The sequence below is a fragment of the Gordonia liuliyuniae genome, from assembly GCF_021738805.1.
In the GTDB taxonomy this organism is placed as follows: Bacteria; Actinomycetota; Actinomycetes; order Mycobacteriales; family Mycobacteriaceae; genus Gordonia; species Gordonia liuliyuniae.
In genome coordinates, this window is record NZ_JAKKOR010000005.1 from 170860 (window position 1) to 190848 (window position 19989).

A 19989-nucleotide genomic window follows, 5' to 3' on the forward strand; every position below is an offset into this window, starting at 1 on the left:
ATCGACTGGTGAATTCTCCCCCTGGCATGCGTGACCGACAACCGGATTTCACGGCTCGCGTCGGGGACGGATGCGGCTTTGATTCTAGCGCCTGGCACCGACGACTTCGCCACGCCATCGGCGGGTCGGTGATCGACCACGCACCCGTCATCGGCCATGCTTGACTCATCAGCACACACGGCACGCCCTACAACGACGACGCCGCCGAGCCACCCGTCGAAGGCTCTGCCGCGTCGACGTCGCCGATCCCGGGGGTGGGCGGGGACGACCGCGAACCACGCCGGCCGATCTTCCGGAGCCTGCCGCGACTGGCGTGGCGGACGACGGTCAAGTGCTACGAGGACTCGATCATCGGGTGGGCGGCGCAGGCCGCGTTCTGGCAAGCGCTGTCGCTGCCTCCGCTGATCCTCGGTGTCCTCGGCAGTATCGGCTACATCGCGGGCTGGTTCGGCCCGGACACGATCGACGTCATCTCCCAGCGCATCATGTCGTTCGCTGAGCGGACGTTCAGCGACCAGGTGGTGACCGATCTCATCGAGCCGACGGTCGACAACGTGCTCAGTCGCGGCCGGGTCACCGTGATGTCGGTGAGCTTCGTGCTGTCTTTGTGGGCAGGCTCGTCGGCGATGTCGTGCTTCGTCTCGTCCATCGTCCACGCGCACGACCAGCACCAGGTGCGAAACCCGGTGTGGCAGCGGATCTTCGCCCTGATCATCTACTTGTTCTTCCTGATCATGGCGATCCTCGTGCTACCACTGGTCGCACTCGGTCCGACCTATCTGCAGAACGTGCTGCCCCAATCCTGGGGGCCTGCGGTCAACGACCTCATCGACTGGGCGTACTTCCCGTTCGTCGGCGTGCTGCTGATCGGCGCACTGTCGGCCCTGTATCGTTTTGCGCTCCCCTATCCCCCGCCGCGACGGCGACTGATCCCCGGAGCCGTGCTCGCGGGCGTGGGATTCTGGTTGGCGAGCTACGTCTTGCGCTGGTATCTGACGACGCTGGCCAAGACCGGGTACACCTACGGCGCGCTCGCGACACCGATCGCGTTCCTGCTGTTCACGTACTTCCTCGGCTTCGCGATTGTGATGGGCGCCGAGTTCAACTCGGCGTGTCAGGAGTTCTGGCCGAGCCGCCAGGACAGCCCGGTGATGCGCCATTGGGTGACGACGCAGACCACCGAGCTGACGGACACTCTGCGGAACCGCGCCATCACCCGGCGCAGCCCGCGCGAGTGACTACTTCTTCTTCATCTTCTCGTAGATCTTCTTGCACTTCTCGCACACCGGTGAGCCGGGCTTGGCCTGCTTGGTGACCGGGAAGACTTCGCCGCAGAGAGCGACCACGTGGCTGCCCATCACGGCGCTCTCGGCGATCTTGTCCTTCTTCACATAGTGAAAGACCTTGGGTGTGTCGTCGTCTTGCTCAGTCCGCTCATCAATGTCGGGGCGTTCGATCGTCTGCGTTGCCATGAAGCCATTGTGACGCACTGTGGAACCATGTGGGTATGGCGCACGACGAATCCGACCCGAATGCTTTTCTGATCACCGGCGCCGAGCAGGATCAGGACGAAGTCTTCCGCGCTCGCAAACGCCGATACCTGATCATGATGAGCATTCGCGTACCTGCGCTGATCATCGCATCCATCGTGTACGCGACGACGCAGAACGGATGGATCGCGTTGGCGATCATCGTCGTGTCGATTCCGATCCCGTGGATCGCCGTGCTCCGCGCCAACGATACGGAACCGCGTCGTCGCGGCGAAGTCCCCGCTTACCACTACGGCCCCCACCGCACGATCGGACCGCCGGAGCTGTCCGACCGGCCCGCGCCCCGCGATCGATTCGACGACGACCACCGGGTGATCGACGCCAAGCCCGACGGGGAATCAGACGCAACGGAATCAGACGCAGGGGAGTCAGACCCCGGGGAGTCAGACCCCGGGGAGTCAGACGCAGGGGAATCAGACGCAGGGGAATCCGGCGACACACGCCCCTAGCCGCCCGTCAGCCGACTGCCCGGGCCGTGTCCGCTCTCCCGCGCCATGCGCCGACGGCCTCGTCGAGCGAGATGCCGAGTGCGTCGCACAGACCGACCACGGTGCCGAATCCCGGGCTGGGGATGCGACCGGCCTCGATCTTGCGCAGCGTCTCCGGCGAGATTCCCGCTCGAGCGGCGATCTCGGTCAGTTCGGTGTCGCCGCGCGCGTCGCGCACGAGCGCCCCGAGGCGACGTCCGGCTTCGATCTGCGCAGGACTCAGCGGTATACGGACCATGTGTCAAGCCTATAGGATCGCTGGTATTCTAATACCCGGTATTGAAATACCGGACTTGAAATGCCTGGGCTTGTCGCTGACGCGTCGAGCCGGTAACGCACGAATGGAGATCTCATGATGGAGTTGAAGACGCCAGCCGAGATCGACGCAATGGCGGTCACCGGCCGCTTCGTCGCCGACGTCCTGACCGACCTGTCGGGCCGCGCCCGCCCGGGGGTCAATCTGCTCGACCTGGAGCAGCGCGCCCGCACGATGATCGCCGAGCGCGGCGCCGTGAGCTGCTACTGGGACTACGCGCCGTCGTTCGGCGACGGCCCGTTCAGGAACGTGATCTGCCTGTCGGTCAACGACGGGGTGCTACACGGACTCCCCCACGACCACGTTCTGGCCGACGGAGACGTGCTGACGCTCGATTTCGCGGTGACGATCGACGGTTGGGCCGCCGATTCCGCGCTCACTGTCCGCATCGGGGAGGACGACCCTACTCATCCGGATGCCCGGCTGATCGCCTCGACCGAACGTGCCCTCGACGCGGCGATCGCCGCGATGACTCCCGGCGGCCGGCTGGGCGACGTCTCGGCAGCGATCTTCGAGGTCGCCCGCGCCGACGGCTACCGCGTCAACACGGAGTACGGCGGTCACGGCATCGGTCGGACCATGCACGAGGATCCGCATGTGCCGAACCTCGGCCGTGCGGGCCGCGGCCCGCTGTTGCGGCCCGGCATGACGTTGGCGCTGGAACCGTGGTGGTCGGCCGGCACCGAGCGGCTGGCCCGTGACCCCGACGGGTGGACGCTTCGCTCCGCGGACGGATCGATGACCGCTCACTCCGAGCACACGGTCGCGGTCACCGACGACGGCCCGCGCGTCCTCACCGCACGGGAGCACTGACCGCCGGGAACCCTGTCAGCAGAGATCCACCACAGTAGAGATCCCCGTCAGCAGAGATCCACCACAGCAGAGATCCCCGTCAGCGGAGATCACCGTCAGCAGGGTCGACGTCCCGCCACGCCCCCATCCGACTCACCGCGCGGTCGGCGTCGGGCAGGGTCGCCACGAGTGCCGCCGCCATCTCCGAACGTCGACAGGTCGCCCACACGTCGACGCGGACGTCGGCGTCGTGCATCACGTCGAGCAGCACCGCCCAGCGGGCCAGCGCCGCCTCGCCGAGGTTCGGCTGCGTGCCAATCCCGGTCACCGTGACAGCCGTGTACGTCCGAGCCAGCCACAGGTAGTCGGCCGCGTTGGTCGGACGCCCGCACAGATCGGCGAAGTCGATCCGCACCGAGCCGTCCATGCCTTCACGCACGAGGAACTCCTGGGACCCCGGTCGCACGGCGCGGGCGGGACCACCGTCGGCGCGCACCCCCATACTCCAAGTGCCCGTATTCCATGTACCCGAGCCGAACCCGCGCGTGCGCCCAGCGGCAGGGCGGAGATCGTCACCGCCGACCACGACGACCGAGAACATCGCACTAATGAGTTCGATCGTCGGCTCGAACCCGGTGTGAAACAACGGGTTCGGCATCAGTTCGCCGGGCTGCCGATTGGAGGTAACCACGATCGTGGTCTCACGCGCGGCCAGCGTGCGCAGCAGCCGGTCCACGAATACCCCGTCGGCCGGGTCGTGCACGGTGAACTCGTCGAGGCACACCACGTCGTACCGCCGCCCCGACCGACTGGTCGCGGCGTCGAGACCAGCCTCCCATCCGCCGCACTGATCGATCTGGCGGTGCAGGTCGGCGAAGAAGCCGTGCAGATGCCTGCGCAGTACTCGCGGGCGGCCCGCGGCCCCGCAGGCGCGCACCCACCAGTCCACGACGGCGGTCTTCCCAGTCCCGGGCGGCCCGACGATGTACAGATTTCCTGTTCCGGTCAGCTTCCCCATGCCGGAGAGTTTCCCTGTGCCGGAGAGTTTCCCCATGCCGGAGAGTTTCCCTGTGCCGGAGAGTTTCCCTGTGCCGGAGAGTTTCCCTGTGCCGGTGAGCACGGACGCTGTTCTCTCCTGCTCGGGGGTCAGTGTCATGCCGTCGGCGAGAGCCAGTGCGGCGATGTCCCCGTCGGACACGCGCGCGGCCCGGCGACGCGTGAACGCTCGTCCCGGTGCGAACCCCATACACCCAACTCTACGTTTATAGAGTCTGGTTGGATGGAGTCGTGGCCGATCTCACCGAATATCCGGATGTGTCTGATCGCCGTGCCCAGATCGCCGACGCCGCCCTCGACCTCGCCGCGCAGGGTGGCAACCGCGCGGTGACTCACAGCGCCGTCGACCGTCTCCTCGACCTCCCGAAGGGGTCGACCTCGTACTACTTCCGCACCCGCCGAGCCCTCCTGGACGCGGCGCTGGCGCATCTCACGGCGATGTCCGGCGCGTCATTCGAGGCGTCGGCCGGGCCAGGCCCGGCGGACAAGGATCCGGCAGAGCTCATCGGCCGCTATCTGCACACTCTGACCACATCGCGCCGGCGAGACGTCCGCGCGCGGTTCGCGCTCGCGCCCGACGCCGTGCACGACCACGCTCTCGCCGACTCCCTGCGCGACAGCCTCTTCTCCCGGTCGGGTGCGGTCGCACTGTTCACCTCGTTGGACGCCGCCGACCCCGAGTCCGACGCGGACGACCTCCTCGTCTTCTGCGAAGGCGTCGCGGCGTCCCACCTGTTCAGCGGAACGTCGCCAAGCGCGGCAGCGCTGACGGCGGCGGTGCGTCGACGCTTCGTTCTCACGTCTCAGCAACTTCTCAGTGGGCCGCGGGAACCTTTTCGGAACTGACGGCGTTAGACCAGGTGAACGCACTCGAACAGCGCACTCCAGGAGGTCGTATGTCTCACACGACGATTGCACGCCCGTCCGAAGCACCTGCCGCCCGCACTCGCCCGGCCCTCACCGAACAGGATCTCGACGCACAGTCACCGTCTGCCGACCTGGTCCGCGTCTACCTGAACGGCATCGGCCGTACCGCCCTCCTGAACGCCGAGCAGGAAGTGGAGATCGCCAAGGCGATCGAAGCCGGCCTCTACGCCAAGCATCTGCTGACGACCAAGAAGCGCCTCACCGCCGCCAAGAAGCGCGATCTGAAGATCATCGCCCGCGAAGGCGAAGCGGCTCGCGCGCACCTCCTGGAAGCGAACCTGCGTCTGGTGGTGTCGCTGGCCAAGCGCTACACCGGCCGCGGCATGCCGCTGCTCGACCTTATCCAGGAAGGCAACCTGGGCCTGATCCGCGCCGCCGAGAAGTTCGATTACGCGAAGGGCTTCAAGTTCTCGACCTACGCGACCTGGTGGATTCGACAGGCGATCAGCCGCGGCATGGCCGACCAGAGCCGCACCATCCGACTCCCCGTCCACCTCGTCGAACAGGTCAACAAGCTCGCCCGAATCCGCCGCGAACTGCACCAGCAGCTCGGCCGTGAGGCGACCGACGACGAACTGGCCGCCGAATCCGGTATCCCGGCAGCCAAGATCGCCGATCTGATGGACCACAGCCGTGATCCGGTGAGCCTGGACATGCCGGTCGGCAACGACGAAGAGGCCCCGCTCGGCGACTTCATCGAAGACTCCGAGGCCACATCCGCCGAGACCACGGTGATCGCCAACCTCCTGCACTCGGACATCCGATCGGTGCTCGGCACGCTCGACGAGCGTGAGCAGGCGGTCATCACCATGCGGTACGGGCTCGACGACGGCCAGCCGCGAACCCTCGACCAGATCGGGCGCGCATTCGGACTCTCCCGCGAACGCGTCCGCCAGATCGAGCGCGATGTGATGGGCAAGCTCCGCCAGGGCGACCGCGCAGAGAAGCTGCGCTCCTACGCCAGCTGAGCCCAATCGTCCCCGTTATCCCAAGCGTCCCCGTTATTATCCCAAGCGTCTAGGCCCGGTGTCCGCGAGAGTGGGCACCGGGCCCACGTGTATCCGGGCGCCGAGAAGTGCGACGCCGTCCGCCGAGGCGAGCACCGGATCGCATCGGACTTCCCGGACCTCGGGCACCTCGTCGACAAGCGCGGAGATCCGCAGGATCAGATCGATGAGCTGGTCGGTATCCACCGGGTCGTCAACCGGACCACCCGACAACAGCATTGCGGCCTGCGGTTCGGCGATCAGTTCGCGGGCGTCGACCTCGGTCAACGGGATCGCCCGGTAGCCGCGGTCGCCGAGCGCGTCGAACAACCGCCCGGAGAGGCCGAAGCTGAGCAGCGGACCGAACGACTCGTTGTCGCTCACCGCGATCGACGTCCCCAGCCCCTTCGGCGCCATCTTCTGCACGTGCAGCACGTCATCGCCGGTCAACGACTGCAATTCGGTGAACGCGGACAGCACCGCTGTCACATCCGGCAGGTCCAAGCGCGCGCCCTCCCGATCCAATCGGCCGATCCAGCTCTCCGACGTCGCCTTCACTGCGACGGGGAACCCGAGTTCACGGGCGGCGGCCGACGCCTCCTGCATGGTCCGTACCTCACGAAACGCGACGACGTCGATTCCGTAGTGCCGCAGCAGGTGCGCTGACTCGACCGCGGTCAGATCCCGCGCGCCGTCGGCCATCGCCTCGCGGACGAACGATCGGGCGTCCTCGGCGACGGTGCCTTCGATCGTCGGGATCTCGGCGGCCGGGCGGGCCTTCCACGCCGCGTACTTCCACGCGTGGGCGAGCGCTTTCGCCGCCCGTTCCGGCGTCGAATAGGAGGGGATGGAGCCGCGCACCGGCATCCGGTCCGGGCCGGGCCGTGAGAGCCCCTCGGGTACGCCCTCGACGGCGAGGAACGTCGTCACGACCGGCTTGTCCGGCACGGATCCGCCGTCCGCGGGCCGGACCGCCTCCATCAGTCCGTGCGCGTAGTCGTCGGCGTCGACCGCGACCGGTGGAACGAAGACGACGATGACGGCGTCGACGTCGTCGTCGGCCATCGCCACGGCGACCGCTTCCGACAGGTCCGGGCGCGACACCGCCGGGCCGAGGTCGACGGTCGCGACGACATCGAGACCCGACGACCGTGCGGTGGCGGCGGCGAGCGCGGCGATGACCGACGAGTTCCCGATGATCGCGGTTCGCGGCCCCGCTGGCAGCGGCTGATACGCCAGAATCGTTCCGCAGTCGAACAATTCGGTGATCGTCTCCACCTGGATGACGCCTGCCTGGCCGAGGACCATCTGGGCGATCGCGTCGTCGCCGCCCGCCTTGCGCGTTCGCGAGGCCCGGGTCTGGGTCATCGCGCCCCGACCCGATTTGATGGCGACGATCGGTTTGGACGACGCGACGCGGCGGGCGATGCGCCCGAACTTGCGCGGGTTGCCGAAACTCTCCAGATACAGCAGGACGACGTCGGTGCTCTCGTCGCTGTCCCAGTACTGGAGGACGTCGTTTCCGGAGACGTCGGCCCGGTTACCCGCCGACACGAACGTCGACAGACCGAGCTGCCGGTGCGCCGCTGTGTCGAGGATCGCGATGCCCAGTGCGCCCGACTGGCAGAAGAAGCCGACTCGCCCGGCGCCCGGGACGCGGGGCGCGAGCGTCGCGTTCAATGCGATGTCCGCACTGTTGTTCGCGACGCCCAGAGCGTTCGGTCCCACCAGGCGCATGCCGTGCGCGCGCACCCGCTCGGTGAGCCGACGTTCGCTCTCCAGACCCGCTTCGCCGCTCTCCCCGAACCCGGACGACACGACGACGAGGGTGCGTACGCCTTTGGCGAGACAGTCGCTGAGGACGGCGTCCATACCCGCTGCGGGGACTGCGACGACCGCGAGGTCGACGGGGTCGGGAATGTCCCGGACCGTCGGATAGGCACGGATGCCGCGCACCGACGGCGGCGCGGGTCGGGGTTCACGGGCCGGTCGACGGACCGGCGCACCGAAGTGCGACGACGTCGGCGGCACGACCGGCGGCGTCGCGTTCTCGTCGACGGGCGTCGGTGTGTTCACCGGGAACACCGGTCCGGTGAATCCGGCTGCGATGATGTTCGCGAGGAGCACATTGCCGACCTTCTTCGCGTCAGTGGACGCACCGATCACCGCGATCGACTGCGGGCGCAGCAGGTTGGCGATACTCCGCGCCTCCGATGCGCGCTCGCGCGCGTTGCGGACCGACGTCAACGCCTCGCTCGGGTCGATGAGGAACTCGACGTGCACGGTGCTGCCGTCGAACGCGCGGCTCACCTGGTATCCGGCGTCGCGGAACACCGCGACCATGTTCGGGTTCTCGGAGAGGACTTCGGCTTCGAAACGGGTGAATCCGCTCTCGGCGGCGGCGCCGGCCAGATGTTCGAGGAGGATCGGGCCGAGTCCACGGCCCTGATGGTCGTCGGCGACGACGAACGCGACCTCCGCCGACTCGGGCTTCCCGTCGGCGGCGAGTCCCTCGTACACTCCCATTGCGATGATCTCGTCGCCGAGCATCGCCAGGAATGCGACCCGGTCGTGGTAGTCGATGGTCGTCATCCGGACCACTTCGCGCGGCGGCAGCGTCGGCGTCGGCCCGAAGTAGCGCAGGTAGCGGGTCCGTTCGCTGAGCCCGTTGTGGAATGCGACGAGAGCGTCGGCGTCGGCCGGCACGATCGGTCGCAGGTGCACGACGCCGCCATCGGAGGCGAGGACGTCGGCGACCCAGTCGCGCGGGTAGTCGGTCTCAGTCACGGGGGTCCTCCGGGTCGAGGCCGTGCAGGGGGAACACGGCACGGCGAGTGGCGAGAATCGCCTTGTCGGTCTGACGTTGCGCGACTTCGCTGACGCCTTCTGGCGGAGGGGATCCCGTGTCGCCGTCCCACGGCACGTAGTCGATGTCGCCCTCGTCGCCCATCGTCGCCTCCGGCGGCCGGGCGTAGTCGGGGTGCAGATCGGCTTGGGCGGCGTTCGCCGCGGCGATCCATTCCTCGCTGATCGTCGTGGCCGGATCGACGTCGCGGTCGAGTGCCGCGCCGATCAGGTGCGTCCACGCGCGCGGGACGACGTTGACGATGCCGTAGCCGCCACCGCCGACCGCGAGCCATCGCCCCTCGCAGTACTTGTCCGCGAGGTCGCGCAGGACGCGGACGGCGGCGGCCTGGCCGTCGACCGTCAACGCGAGATCAGTGAGCGGGTCCGCGGCGTGCGAGTCGACTCCGATCTGAGTCACGAGGATCTGCGGTTTGAACGCTGCGATCATCGCAGGCACCACGGCGTGGAAGCCACGCAGCCACATCCGGTCGGTGATTCCCGGCAACAGCCCGAGGTTGACCGACGACCCTTCGGCCCCCGACTCGCCGACCTCCGTGGACCACCCGGTTCCCGGCCACAGCGTCGCCGGGTGCTGGTGGACCGACACGGTCATCACACGCGGATCGCCGTAGAACTGCTTCTGGACGCCGTCTCCGTGATGCGCGTCGATGTCGACGTACGCGATCCGGTCGTATCCCTGCTCCAGCAGCCATTCGATGGCGATGGAGCAGTCGTTGTAGATGCAGAACCCGGCGGCGTGTCCGGCCATCGCGTGATGCATGCCGCCGCCGATGTTGACGGCGCGGCGCACCGCTCCCGAACTGATCGCCTGCGCTGCGGCCAGGGTGCCGCCGACCAGCATCGACCCGGCTTCGTGCATCGAAGCGAAGACCGGATTGTCGTCGCTGCCCAGACCGAACACCTTCTGGAACAGCGTGCTGTTGGACGCGGCCGCGCCGGAGCCGACGGCACGCACGGCGTCGACATACGCCTGCGTGTGCACGGAGGTCAGAACAGAGTCGTCGACGGGCAGCGGTTCGGTGGTCTCGATCTCGTCCAACACGCCTAGACTCCGAGACAGCGACATGGTCAGCGCCAGCCTGATCGGACTCATGGGATGGGTGTACGCCCACTTGTAGTCGAGGAAATGGTCACTCCAGATGATCGCGGCGCTCACCCCCGCAACGCTAGTCGGTCGCGCGGCGGCGGGTGACGCAACGCGCGGTGAGGCAGGAGTCGGCGCTAGGCAAGGACTTTGGGTAACCTGTGAAGCAGCGAAAGGACGATGGCTGCCGTGAATGATCTGGTCGACACCACCGAGATGTATCTCCGTACGATCTACGATCTCGAAGAAGAGGGAATCGTGCCGCTCCGCGCACGGATCGCCGAGCGATTGGAGCAGAGCGGCCCGACCGTCTCGCAGACAGTCGCCCGCATGGAACGTGACGGACTCGTCCGGGTGGCGGGCGACCGTCACCTCGAACTGACGCAGGCCGGCCGCACTCTGGCGGTCTCGGTGATGCGCAAGCACCGCCTGGCCGAGCGACTCCTGGTCGACGTGATCGGCATGCCGTGGGAGGAAGTCCACGACGAGGCCTGCCGGTGGGAGCATGTGATGAGCGAGAACGTCGAACGACGTCTCCTCGCTGTTCTGGATAACCCGACGACGTCGCCGTACGGCAACCCGATTCCGGGTCTCGCCGAACTCGGTGTCAGCACGCCGTCCAACGACGATGCCGCTCTGGTCCGCCTGGTCGACCTGCCCGAAGGCGAGTCAGCCGTGATCGTCCGCCGCATGTCCGAGCACGCGCAGGCCGACTCCGAGTTGATCGCCGACCTGCGTGAGGCCGGTGTGGTGCCGAACGCGCGCATCTCTGCGACGGTCGGGCCGCGCGCGGTCATCATCAGCACACCGGGCCACCAGGGGCTGACCCTGTCGTCGGAGATGGCGCACGCGATCTTCGTCGTCCCCGCCTGATGTGCCGCAGGCTCAGCCCGCGGCACGGTGCGTCGCGGGCGGGAATCTGACACCCATCGCTCGCGCGAGATCGAACGCCATGTCGGCGATCCCGCCTAGTTCTTGCGGTCGCATCCCGTGCCGGAGGGCGGTGTCGAGCAGATTCGCGAGCCCGTACGACGGGTCGGCGTCGTGGGCGACGTCGAACGCCGCCGACGCGAACGCTCCGGAACCCTCCATGTAGTGGAGATGACCGAGAAGTGTCGCGGCCGCGGCCCGCGGCGTCCCCGCCAGACGCCGGGTCAGGTCCGTCCACAGCTCCTCTGCCGCGTCCCGGTGGACGGTCATCGACAATCCGATGGCGGCGTCGCGAACGTGCACCGAGACGAGCGCCTGCGCCAGCTCGTTGAGCTGCTCGCACGTGAACGCGGCGTCGCCGCAGGCTCGTTCGACGACCGCGTCGTACAGTCTCGCCAGTCGCGGTCCGTCGTCGGCGCTCATCGGTCCGGTCCGGGCGGGCGGTGTCACCGCTGCGCATTGCTGACTCTCGCAGTGGTCGACGGGCGCCAGCATCGCCGCGATCTCCGACCTCGAGCGCAGCACGAGTCGGCCGGTCTCGAACGCGCGGTGCAGCGCGGCCGGGGACGCCTGTGGGTCCGAGAGCAGTCCGTCGACGGCGAAGTCGTGACCGAACACGGCGGCTGATCGCGGTGACTGCCAGGTGGTCCGCCAGTACGCGCCCGCCCGCACCTCGCCGATCGCGAACGCCGCGGTCAGCCCGCCTGCCTGAGTGAACGCGCGCCGCACATCGCGCGCCGTTCGGCGAAAGCGCTCATCGGACGGCTCGTACCGGTCGTCCACCAGCACCGCGATCACCCCGCACGAACCGTAGGAGGACGCCAGGTCGCCGAGTCGGGCGAAGAGCGCTCGCATCGCTGCGGGCGTGCGTCCGCCGGACGTGAACTCCAGGTCGTGCCGCATGGTCGCGGTGACCTGTATGCGGTCGTCGAAGCACATGAACACGATCGACCGTTCCGGTACGAAGCCCAGAAGCGCCGGGACCGCGGCGATCAACGGGTCGGGGTCGGCTACGGCGCGCGATCCCTCGAGGCGGGTTGTGATGGTGATCTTCATGGGCCGACAGTGCTCGCCGCGGCGCGAGCGCGACACCCCTACCCGCCGGTTGTGGACGACGCGGACCGTTGTCCACAGATCCACCAGGCGATTCACACCTGGTGGCACCTGTTCAGTCCGCGAACGCCGTCTCGTAGGCCGAGTCGAACAGTTCCCGCGTCGCCGACCGTTCGGCAGCCGAGAAGTCGTGGCCGGCGTACCGGTTCTGTACGTAGAGGCGTAGGTCCGCGCGCTGAGCGACCATCTCGTACACCCGCGCGTACGGCACACCGTTGCTGCTGAGGGTGCGTCCGCTCACCACGGTGTCGTCGGCGACGGAGCCGATGTTCGTCGTCACCCGGGTGCGGACGGTGCCGCCGAGGACGAAGTCCGAGCACTCACGCAGCCCCGTCACGTAATCGTCGAATGTGTCCGACGCCCGCGTCAGCATCACGGTCATGGTGCCGCCCGATGCACCGGCCGGGCCCACCCGCACCTGCGCACTCTGCGCCTCGACCCGGGACGGCGTGCAGTCGGCCGGCTGGTTCTGCGACCGCAACGGCGTGAAGGTGATGTCGGCGACGGCATTGGGGACCTGCGCTGCAGGCACCGTGGTCGCCGGCCCGAACGGGAACGCATCGGAAGCGACAGTGCGGGGCGCTAAATCGGGCACGCGGACCGCGTCGCCGTCGACCGAGCACGCGACCGTCGACAGAGCGATCGCCGCCACCACGACCACGGCTCGCACTCCAGCCGCGCTGATCAGTCCTGTTCGACCCAGTCCTGTCCCACCCAGTCCTGTCCCACCCAGTCCTCTCCCACCCACTCCTGTCCCACGCTGCACGTGTCCACTCTGCCACGTTGCCGTTCCCCCCTTCGGGAATGCCCGATGCGGGTGTCGTGTTGTAGCCGGTGACACCGGTGCGGGACAATGAAGTTCCTGCACCGCGCGTATACCGCCGACCAGGCAGCCGTACCAACAAGAAGGGGGCCACCGATGGATGAGTCTTCGATGGAGCCGAGTTCCCTGTACGACCTCGAGTTCCCCGCGCCCGCCGTGGCCGGTGCCGAAGGCGATGGGCCGGTGTTGATCCACGCGCTCGAAGGATATGCAGACGCCGGGCACGCCGTCACGCTGGCGGCCGCACACCTGCGCGACGCGCTCGACACCGAGTTGGTCGCCACGTTCAACACTGACGAACTGATCGACTACCGCTCGCGCCGCCCGATGATGTCGTTCACCGGCACAGAGTTCGACGGCATCGACATGCCCAAGCTGACCATGCACGCCGTACGCGACAACTCGGGTGCACCGTTCCTGCTGTTGGAGGGGCTCGAACCCGATATGCGGTGGGAGCAGTTCGTCACCGCGATGACCGCGCTCGCCCAACGGTTCGGCGTCTCGCAGGTCGTCGGCCTAAATTCGATCCCGATGGCGGTCCCGCACACGCGCCCGGCGTCGGTCACCGCACACGGCAATGACGAAGACGCCATCGCCGGCATGCACACGTGGGGCAACGCGCTGAAGCTGCCCGCGAGTGCTTCGATGCTCTTGGAACTGCGACTGGGCCAGGCCGGGTATCGCACCGCGGGGCTGTCGGCGCACGTGCCGCACTACTTGTCGCAGACCAACTACCCGGCGGCGGCTGCGGCTCTCGTCGAGGGCGTCGTCGCCGTGACCGGTCTGGAACTCCCCGTCGCTGCGCTGGAGAATGCCGCCTCCGAGGTCCGCAAGCAGATCGACGGCGAGGTCGAGTCCAATGCGGAGGTCGCTGCGGTGGTGACTGCGTTGGAGAACCAGTACGACGCCTATATGCGGTCCAAGGACGAGCAGAAGTCCCTGCTGGCGCCCGACGAGTCGATGCCGACCGGCGACGAGATCGGCGCCGAGTTCGAGAAGTTCCTCGCCGAGCACGCTGGCGAGTTCGGCGACACCGATGAAGGACGTGATCAGGCCTGAGCGACACGGCCGCACCGCCCGCGTCCATCGCGCCCACCGATGACGAGGACCTCGCGTTCGAGCGATTCGTTGACTGGTGGGCTGCACGCGGTATTGACATGTATCCGCACCAGGAGGAGTCGCTCCTGGAACTCGCGTCGGGCAGCAACGTCATCCTCGCCACCCCGACCGGGTCGGGGAAGTCGCTGGTTGCCTCCGGAGCGATCTACTTCGCCTGGTGCCGCGGTCGGCGGTCGTACTACACCGCGCCGATCAAAGCGCTCGTCAGCGAGAAGTTCTTCGACCTCTGCAACCAGTTCGGCGCGGAGAACGTCGGACTGTTGACTGGTGACGCGTCGGTCAACGCCGGCGCCCCGATCGTCTGCGCGACCGCGGAGATCGTCGCGAACATCGCACTGCGCGAGGGACCCGACAACGACGTCGGCGTCCTCGTCGCCGACGAGTTCCACTACTACGGCGAATCCGATCGTGGCTGGGCCTGGCAGGTCCCGTTGATCGAGTTGCCGTCGGTCGACGCGTCCGGCGACGGCACCCAGTTCCTGCTGATGTCGGCGACACTCGGCGACACATCGTTCTTCGTCGACGACCTCACGAAGCGGACCGGTCGGCAGACGGTCCCGATCACCGGTGTGCAGCGCCCCGTCCCGCTCGAACACCGGTACGCGATGACGCCGATCCACGAGACCATCGAAGAACTCGTCTCCGGCGGCAAGTCGCCCGTGTACGTCGTGCACTTCACCCAGCAGCAGGCCGTCGAACGAGGCCAGGCTCTGCTCTCGTCGAAACTCTGCACCAAGGAGGAGAAGGCGGCGATCGCCGACGCGATCGGCGACTTCTCGTTCAGCACCGGTTTCGGCGGCACACTGAGCAAGCTGCTCCGCTCGGGGATCGGTGTGCACCACGCCGGGATGCTCCCCCGTTACCGTCGCCTCGTGGAGCGGCTCGCGCAGGCGGGTCTGCTCAAGGTGGTCGCGGGAACCGACACGCTCGGCGTCGGCATCAACGTGCCGATTCGCACTGTGCTGTTCGCCGGTCTCACCAAGTACGACGGCCGGCGCACACGCAGGCTCCGTGCCCGGGAGTTCCACCAGATCTCGGGCCGCGCCGGGCGAGCCGGGTACGACACCGTCGGCTACGTCGTCGCTCAGGCGCCCGACCACGACATCGAGAACGCCCGACAGCTCACGAAGGCAGGCGACGATCCCAAGAAGCTGAAGAAGCTGGTGCGGCGTAAAGCCCCGGAAGGTTTCGTCAGTTGGGGGGAGCAGACGTTCACGACGCTGATCGACGCGCCAGACGAAGAGATGCGGTCGCACTTCGCGATGACGACCGCGATGCTCATGGAGGTGTTGGAGCGTCCCGGCGACTGCTTCGCCGCACTCCGGCATCTCCTCGAGGAGAACCACGAGCCGCGCTCCCGGCAGCTTCGGCATATCAAGCACACGATCGCGTTGTACCGCGACCTGTGCGAGACGGGGATCGTCACCAGACTCGATTCCCCCGCCGCAGACGGCAAGCACGTCGAACTGTCGGTCGATCTGCCGGAGAACTTCGCGTTGACCAATCCGCTGTCGGCGTTCGCGGTCGCCGCGTTCGAACTCCTCGACAAGGATTCGGACACCTACGTGCTCGACGTCGTGTCGATCGTCGAGTCGATCCTGGAGGATCCGCGACCGGTGCTGTTCGCGCAGCGCAAGGCCGAACGCGACGAGGCGATCGCTGAGATGAAGGCCGACGGGATCGAGTACGAGGAGCGGATGGAGCGCCTCGAAGAGATCTCGTGGCCGCAGCCGCTCGCCGAGGAGATCGGTTTCGCCTACGAGACCTATCGTCGAGGCCACCCGTGGCTGGCCGGCTCCACACCGTCACCCAAGTCGGTCCTGCGCCTGATGCGCGAGCGGTCAATGACCTTCGCCGAGCTGATCTCGCAGTTCGGCCTTGCCCGCAGTGAGGGCGTGGTGCTGCGGTATCTCACCGACTGTTATCGGGCGCTCTCGAATGGTCTGCCGATGACTGCGGTGACCGACGAGATCGAGGACCTCACCGACGAACTCGCCGATCTCATCCGCGGCGTCGACTCGAGTCTGCTCGACGAGTGGGCCGAGCTCACTGGCTCGCAGGTGTGATCGGAGCGCTCACGTCGCCGCTCTGCGCGACGACGGCGGTGATGTCCCCCGCCAGCGCGCGGTACGAGTCGGCTCGCCCGGACGATTCGCGATAGACCAGGCCGATCCGCCGTCCTGGGCGCGGCTTGGCGAACTCGGCGACCGCGAGCGAGCCGGCAGCGGTCTCCACGCCGACCGCCGTCGCCGGGATCAGTGTCACGCCGAGCCCGCCCTCCACGCATTGCACAGCCGTCGTCAACGAGGCCGCGCGCGTCTGCTGCAGGTCGGGATCTACGCCCGCCCGCTGGCACACGTCAAGGGCCTGGTCGCGCATGCAGTGTCCCTCGTCGAGCAGGAGCAACGGCAGGTCGGCCAGCAACGCGGGCGACAGACGGCGGCGGCCGGCGAGCGGATGTCCGGACGGCAGCGCAAGGACGAAGTCCTCGTCGTACATCGTGATCTCGCCGATCCCCGGGATGCCCGCGGGCAGCGCGAGCACGGCGGCATCGAGCGAGCCGTCCCGAAGCTGGCCGATCAGGCGATCGGTCTGGTCCTCGATCACCAGCAGGTCCAGCTCCGGACGACGCAAGGCGAGCCCCCGCAGCACGCGCGGCAGGATGTACGGCGCGATCGTCGGGATGATGCCGAGCCGAAGGCGTCCCGAGAGCGGGTCCAGATCGCCCGCCGCGTCGAGCAGGAAATCCTCGACGGCGTCGCATGCGGCGATGGCGGCAGGCAGCAGCCTGGCCCCTTCCGGAGTCAACATGACACGCCGTGTCGTGCGCTCGACGAGTTGCAGTCCGAGGCCCGTCTCCAGGCCCGCGAGCGCCTGCGACAGCGACGGCTGGCTGACGCCGAGTTCTGTTGCGGCCGACCCGAAATGCAGCTTCTTCGCGACTGCCACGAAGGCCCTCAGCCCACCGATCGACGGTTGATAGCTTTGATTACTCATACCTATCAATATAGTGCCTGTAATCACGTTTACTTTTTAAGGGGTTTTGGGCAGACTGGATGACAGACGGAGAGAGGCCACCGCCCACTCCGGAGAGAACGAGTTTCTCGCAGACCTTCCGACGAACTTAGGAGTACGTGTCATGGCATTGCTGACCATCGGCGACCAGTTCCCCGCTTACAACCTGACCGCTGTCATCGGCGGCGACCTCTCCAAGGTCGATGCCCAGCAGCCCGAGGACTACTTCACCACCGTCACCTCCGACGACTACGCGGGCAAGTGGCGCGTCGTGTTCTTCTGGCCGAAGGACTTCACCTTCGTGTGCCCGACCGAGATCGCTGCCTTCGGCAAGCTGAACGACGAGTTCGCCGACCGCGACGCTCAGGTGCTCGGCGCATCGGTCGACAACGAGTTCGTGCACTTCCAGTGGCGCGCACAGCACGAGGACCTGAAGACCCTCCCCTTCCCGATGCTCTCGGACCTCAAGCGTGAGCTCGTCGAGGCCGCAGGCGTTCTGAACGCCGACGGCGTCGCGGATCGTGCGACCTTCATCGTCGACCCGAACAACGAAGTCCAGTTCGTCTCGGTAACCGCAGGCTCGGTCGGCCGCAACGTCGAAGAGGTCCTTCGCGTCCTCGACGCCCTCCAGTCGGACGAGCTGTGCGCGTGCAACTGGCGCAAGGGTGATCCGACCATCAACGCTGCCGAGCTGATGACCGCCTGATGAGCATCGAGAACCTGAAGAGCGCACTCCCCGAGTACGCCAAAGACCTCAAGCTCAACCTCGGTTCGATCAGCCGCACCACGGTGCTGAACGAGCAGCAGTTGTGGGGATCGCTGTTGGCCACCGCCGCAGCGACTCGCAATGCGACGGTTCTCAAGGAGATCGCCGACGAGGCCGCCGACAACCTGTCGGCGGAGGCGTACAACGCCGCTCTCGGCGCCGCGTCGATCATGGGAATGAACAACGTGTTCTACCGCGGTCGCGGATTCCTCGACGGCAAGTACGACGACCTGCGTCCCGGCCTGCGGATGAACATCATCGGCAACCCGGGTGTCGAGAAGGCCGACTTCGAGTTGTGGTCGCTCGCCGTCTCGGCGATCAACGGCTGCCACCACTGCGTCGGCGCGCACGAGAACGTGGTGCGCGAGGCGGGCCTCGACCGCGAGGCCGTCTTCGAGGCCCTCAAGGTCGCGTCGATCGTCGCCGGTGTCGGCCAGGCGGTCACCACCGCCGAGGCTCTCGCCTGACACATCCCGTCTGATCTCTCTGCAGCCCGCAGAAGACACAGTAAGAACTGTGCCCCGCCGGAACCCGGCGGGGCACAGTTCTTTTCACCTGCTGTGTGGCCCAGCGGAGTCGTCGGCTGTTCCGCCGATCTGTGCCGAATACTGGTATAGATCGGCGGAAGAAGGGTCCCGTAACGAGAACAGACCCCGTGTTGCGCGGACGTCGCGCGGCACGGGGTCTGCCTTCTTCAGGTGTGCGACCGCCGTCAGGCGGCGGCCACCTCCTCAGTCCTGAAAGAAATCATCTTCTGGACCACCTCCTTTCCTCTGACGAATCGAACGCTACGCCTGAGCGGAGACGGCCCGCAACGAATTTATCTCTACCGCCCGCCGGTCCTACAGTTCACCGGTCGTCCTACAGTTCACCGGTCCTACAGTTCACGCAGCGCCGCGGCGAAGCGATCCGCCATCTCGCCGACCTCGTCGGTCGTCATGACGAACGCGGGCGAGACCTGCAATGCCCCCTGGCCTGCGGCCCGCGAGCTCACACCGTGCTCGCGAAGCTTGGCGATGGCCGCCATCGCCTTGCTCGGGTCGGCGAGCTGCACTGCGGTCACCGCACCGAGACCGGTTCGCACCTCGGCCACGGCGTCAAGATCGGCCAACGGCGAGAGTGCCTGCGCCAGCTCGGATTCCAGGCGGTTGGCGCCGTCGAGCAAGTTCTCCCGCTCGATGATGTCGAGGTTCGCCAGAGCGGCTGCGGCCGACACGTTGTGGCCGCCGTAGGTGTAGCCGTGGCGGAACCAGGTGCCGCCCGCGAAGAACGGCTCGGCAACGCGAGGCGCCACGATGAGCGCACCCATCGGAACGTAACCGCTGGTGAGGCCCTTCGCTGTGGTGATCATGTCCGGCTGCAGGTCGAACCGTGACGACGCGAACCATTCGTTGGCGCCGATGCGGCCGAATCCGGTGACTACTTCGTCGGCGACGAACAGCACATTGTGGTCGCGGCAGATCTCGCGGACCTCACGCAGGTATCCCTCCGGCGGGAGGTAGACGCCGCCCGCGCCGATGATCGGCTCGATGAAGAACGCCGCGATGTTGTCGGCGCCGACTCGCTCGATCAGGCCGAGAAGGCTCTTCGCATCGTCCCAATCGACGGTTTCGGTATCAGGAAGGATCTGGCCGTAGCCTTCGCCGTTCGCCGGGATGCCGGCAAGCGACGTCCCGGCAGCGTGCATACCGTGGTACGCCTTGGTGCGGCCGACGACGGTCTTCTTCTCGGGCTTGCCCTGCTCCACCCAGTAGCGGCGGGCGAGCTTGAACGCGCTGTCGACCGAGTCGCTGCCACCGAGAGTGAACATCACCTTCGAACCGGCGACCGGCGCCATGCGCGCGACACGTTCGGCGAGTTCGAGCGTCACGTCGGAGGCGAAGTCGCCGAAGTTCGAATAGTGCGCGATCGTCGACGCCTGCTTGGCGATCGCCTCCGCCACCTCGGTGCGTCCGTGACCGATGTTGGTGAACCACAGACCCGCGGTGGCGTCGATGTACTCACCACCCTTGTCGTCGAAGATTCGAGTGCCTTTGCCTCGCGTGATGACGAACGGACCGCTCGCACTCACCGCACCCATGTCTGCAAAACCGTGCCAAAGAGAACCCATGCACCAAATATCGCACGGCACAGCGGGTGTCTGCTCGGCGGTCCCG

General features: G+C 67.2%; 19 protein-coding genes. 10 read left to right on the forward strand and 9 right to left on the reverse strand.

What is annotated here, in order from left to right:
* Positions 1-245: 245 nt before the first annotated feature.
* Positions 246-1238 (forward strand): YihY/virulence factor BrkB family protein, encoded by a 993-nt coding sequence (locus L5G33_RS06395; protein WP_236997639.1) that lies wholly within the window; start codon positions 246-248, stop codon positions 1236-1238.
* Here the strand turns inward: L5G33_RS06395 and L5G33_RS06400 are convergent, their stop codons facing one another.
* Positions 1239-1472 (reverse strand): DUF3039 domain-containing protein, encoded by a 234-nt coding sequence (locus L5G33_RS06400; protein ID WP_236997326.1) that lies wholly within the window; start codon positions 1470-1472, stop codon positions 1239-1241. It abuts the gene before it with no gap.
* Positions 1473-1507: 35 nt separating this feature from the next.
* On the opposite strand from L5G33_RS06400, the gene L5G33_RS06405 reads away from it, so the two are divergent.
* Positions 1508-1999 carry a DUF3099 domain-containing protein gene (locus tag L5G33_RS06405; RefSeq protein WP_236997327.1) on the forward strand — a complete coding sequence of 164 codons (492 nt, stop codon included), beginning with the start codon at positions 1508-1510 and terminating at the stop codon, positions 1997-1999.
* A 7-nt stretch (positions 2000-2006) separates the two neighbouring features.
* Here L5G33_RS06405 and L5G33_RS06410 read toward each other — a convergent pair whose 3' ends face one another.
* A complete protein-coding gene (locus tag L5G33_RS06410; RefSeq protein WP_236997329.1) occupies positions 2007-2276 on the reverse strand; it encodes a helix-turn-helix domain-containing protein in 270 nt (89 codons plus the stop codon).
* 114 nt (positions 2277-2390) lie between these two features.
* On the opposite strand from L5G33_RS06410, the gene map reads away from it, so the two are divergent.
* The gene (gene map, locus L5G33_RS06415; RefSeq protein WP_236997330.1) at positions 2391-3167 is read left to right on the forward strand and encodes a type I methionyl aminopeptidase; all 777 of its coding nucleotides are present in this window, start codon (positions 2391-2393) and stop codon (positions 3165-3167) included.
* 79 nt (positions 3168-3246) lie between these two features.
* Here the strand turns inward: map and zapE are convergent, their stop codons facing one another.
* The gene (zapE, locus tag L5G33_RS06420; RefSeq protein WP_236997331.1) at positions 3247-4392 is read right to left on the reverse strand and encodes an AFG1/ZapE family ATPase; all 1146 of its coding nucleotides are present in this window, start codon (positions 4390-4392) and stop codon (positions 3247-3249) included.
* 68 nt (positions 4393-4460) lie between these two features.
* Here zapE and L5G33_RS06425 point away from each other — a divergent pair, with 68 nt between their 5' ends.
* On the forward strand, positions 4461-5048 hold the full coding sequence (locus tag L5G33_RS06425; RefSeq protein ID WP_236997332.1) for a TetR/AcrR family transcriptional regulator: 588 nt from the start codon (positions 4461-4463) through the stop codon (positions 5046-5048).
* Positions 5049-5098: 50 nt separating this feature from the next.
* Positions 5099-6097 (forward strand): sigma-70 family RNA polymerase sigma factor, encoded by a 999-nt coding sequence (locus L5G33_RS06430; protein ID WP_236997333.1) that lies wholly within the window; start codon positions 5099-5101, stop codon positions 6095-6097.
* A 36-nt stretch (positions 6098-6133) separates the two neighbouring features.
* On the opposite strand, the gene L5G33_RS06435 is transcribed toward L5G33_RS06430, so the two are convergent.
* Both L5G33_RS06435 and L5G33_RS06440 read right to left on the reverse strand, forming a co-directional pair.
* Positions 6134-8902 (reverse strand): bifunctional acetate--CoA ligase family protein/GNAT family N-acetyltransferase, encoded by a 2769-nt coding sequence (locus tag L5G33_RS06435; RefSeq protein WP_236997334.1) that lies wholly within the window; start codon positions 8900-8902, stop codon positions 6134-6136.
* On the reverse strand, positions 8895-10139 hold the full coding sequence (locus L5G33_RS06440; protein WP_236997335.1) for an acetoin utilization protein AcuC: 1245 nt from the start codon (positions 10137-10139) through the stop codon (positions 8895-8897). The genes L5G33_RS06435 and L5G33_RS06440 overlap by 8 nt, the downstream gene beginning before the upstream one ends.
* Positions 10140-10256: 117 nt before the next feature.
* Between L5G33_RS06440 and L5G33_RS06445 the strand changes: the two genes are divergently transcribed.
* Positions 10257-10940, forward strand: a complete 684-nt coding sequence (locus L5G33_RS06445) for an iron-dependent transcriptional repressor DtxR (protein WP_236997640.1) — start codon at positions 10257-10259, stop codon at positions 10938-10940.
* 12 nt (positions 10941-10952) lie between these two features.
* On the opposite strand, the gene L5G33_RS06450 is transcribed toward L5G33_RS06445, so the two are convergent.
* Both L5G33_RS06450 and L5G33_RS06455 read right to left on the reverse strand, forming a co-directional pair.
* Positions 10953-12053 (reverse strand): DUF4192 domain-containing protein, encoded by a 1101-nt coding sequence (locus tag L5G33_RS06450; RefSeq protein WP_236997336.1) that lies wholly within the window; start codon positions 12051-12053, stop codon positions 10953-10955.
* A 112-nt stretch (positions 12054-12165) separates the two neighbouring features.
* Entirely contained in the window at positions 12166-12780 is a 615-nt protein-coding gene (locus L5G33_RS06455; RefSeq protein WP_236997337.1) for a hypothetical protein, read from the reverse strand.
* A 249-nt stretch (positions 12781-13029) separates the two neighbouring features.
* Between L5G33_RS06455 and L5G33_RS06460 the strand changes: the two genes are divergently transcribed.
* Complete coding sequence (locus tag L5G33_RS06460) at positions 13030-13992, forward strand: proteasome assembly chaperone family protein (protein ID WP_236997338.1); 963 nt, start codon at positions 13030-13032, stop codon at positions 13990-13992.
* Between the two features lie 98 nt (positions 13993-14090).
* The gene (locus tag L5G33_RS06465) at positions 14091-16118 is read left to right on the forward strand and encodes a DEAD/DEAH box helicase (protein WP_236997339.1); all 2028 of its coding nucleotides are present in this window, start codon (positions 14091-14093) and stop codon (positions 16116-16118) included.
* Here L5G33_RS06465 and L5G33_RS06470 read toward each other — a convergent pair.
* Positions 16099-17049 carry a hydrogen peroxide-inducible genes activator gene (locus L5G33_RS06470; RefSeq protein WP_236997340.1) on the reverse strand — a complete coding sequence of 317 codons (951 nt, stop codon included), beginning with the start codon at positions 17047-17049 and terminating at the stop codon, positions 16099-16101. The two genes, L5G33_RS06465 and L5G33_RS06470, sit on opposite strands and share 20 nt — an antisense overlap.
* Before the next feature lie 142 nt (positions 17050-17191).
* Between L5G33_RS06470 and L5G33_RS06475 the strand changes: the two genes are divergently transcribed.
* Positions 17192-17773 carry a peroxiredoxin gene (locus L5G33_RS06475; protein WP_236997341.1) on the forward strand — a complete coding sequence of 194 codons (582 nt, stop codon included), beginning with the start codon at positions 17192-17194 and terminating at the stop codon, positions 17771-17773.
* A complete protein-coding gene (gene ahpD / locus L5G33_RS06480) occupies positions 17773-18300 on the forward strand; it encodes an alkylhydroperoxidase, AhpD family (RefSeq protein WP_236997342.1) in 528 nt (175 codons plus the stop codon). Before L5G33_RS06475 ends, ahpD begins: the two co-directional genes overlap by 1 nt.
* Before the next feature lie 410 nt (positions 18301-18710).
* On the opposite strand, the gene L5G33_RS06485 is transcribed toward ahpD, so the two are convergent.
* On the reverse strand, positions 18711-19943 hold the full coding sequence (locus L5G33_RS06485; RefSeq protein ID WP_236997343.1) for an aminotransferase family protein: 1233 nt from the start codon (positions 19941-19943) through the stop codon (positions 18711-18713).
* Positions 19944-19989: the final 46 nt, after the last annotated feature.